Below are 1,202 nucleotides of genomic sequence, written 5' to 3' on the forward strand. Positions count from 1 at the left end.
GACGGTCCACGTCGGGCATCAGCGTGGCTGTGCCGCAGTCCACGGCCCGGGTCACGGGTATCGGCTCGTCCACCGTCCCATTGTGCCGGTGGCCGCGGCCGTCCGGTACCGCCGCCGTGCACTGCGGACGGGGTTCGCGGAGTGCCACGCACGCCGTCCCCGCCTTCGCAGCGCCCGGACACCCGCCGGTCCGGTGGCACGCCGGCGCGGGCCCGCTCAGCTCGCCCAGACGCTCGCGACCTCCTGAGCGTGCGCGGCGGCCTGGGCGAAGCCCGCTCGTGCGGCGGGGGCCCGGCGGGCCGGGTCGAGTACGTTGCGGCCGAAAGCGGCGCGGGCCGCACGGTCCGGGGAGAGCAGCGCGACGCGGGAGCCGTTCCTGGTCAGCGCGTCGGCCTGGGAGCGGGCGGAGGCGATGGGGCCGCCGCCCATGAGGATCGGGGCCAGCACGACGACCCGTTCGTATCCCGCCGCGAGGTCGGCGTTGGCCGAGGAGCGTATGCCGCCGTCGATCCAGCGCTTGTCCCCGATGGTCACCGGGGGCCAGACCAGCGGGACGGCGCAGCTCGCGGCGACCGCGTCGACGATGCCGACGCCGCTGGCGGCCTCGAACGCCGAGAATTCGCCGCTGCCGGAGTCGACCGCCGTGACGATCAGGCGTCGGCCGGGCCAGTCGTGCGAGACGAGCCGTTGCGCGATGACCTCGCGCTGCTCGCTCTCCGGAGGGGTGCGCGCCGCGAGGGCCGCCCGCCCCAGGCGCACGCCGTAGGCGCGCGCGTCGCGGGCGCGCAGGGCGTGCCAGACGAACGCGGACAGCACGGCCGGGCCGAGCCGGGCCGCGATCTCGCCCTTGGAGTCGGCGAGCTGGCGTTCGTACAGCTCGCCGAGGGTGAGCAGCCCAGAGGTGAGCTGCGCTCCGACGATCGAGCCCGCTGAGGTGCCGACCACCAGGTCCGCACCTGTGAGGTCCACTCCGGCTTCGGCCAGTCCGGCGAGCATGCCGATCTCCCAGCCGATGCCGGTGATGCCTCCGCCGCCGAGTACCAGTGCCGTGGCTGCCATCCCGCCGCTCCCCTCGCCTGTCCGTTCAGCTGTGCGGGCAGTCTCGCACCCGGGGCCGCGCTCCGGTCGGGTGCGGGCGGACAGCCCCGGTCCCCTGGTCCGGGGCTGTCCGGTCTCGCGCCGGGACGCGGTCGACCTGGGAA

At 75.8% G+C, this 1,202-nt stretch carries 1 protein-coding gene; it reads right to left on the reverse strand.

Annotated elements, in window-relative coordinates; all coding sequences use genetic code 11:
* Positions 1-216 precede the first annotated feature (216 nt).
* Positions 217-1,059: a patatin-like phospholipase family protein gene (locus QMK28_RS33960; RefSeq protein ID WP_326443551.1), complete on the reverse strand. Its 843-nt coding sequence runs from the start codon at positions 1,057-1,059 to the stop codon at positions 217-219.
* Positions 1,060-1,202 lie beyond the last annotated feature (143 nt).

This window comes from Streptomyces sp. H27-D2 (assembly GCF_035828615.1).
In the GTDB taxonomy this organism is placed as follows: Bacteria; Actinomycetota; Actinomycetes; order Streptomycetales; family Streptomycetaceae; genus Streptomyces.

Bases quoted from the DNA above. Each gene is read 5' to 3' on its own strand.
- QMK28_RS33960 (WP_326443551.1), bottom strand. From the start codon at position 1,059: ATGGCAGCCACGGCACTGGTACTCGGCGGCGGAGGCATCACCGGCATC.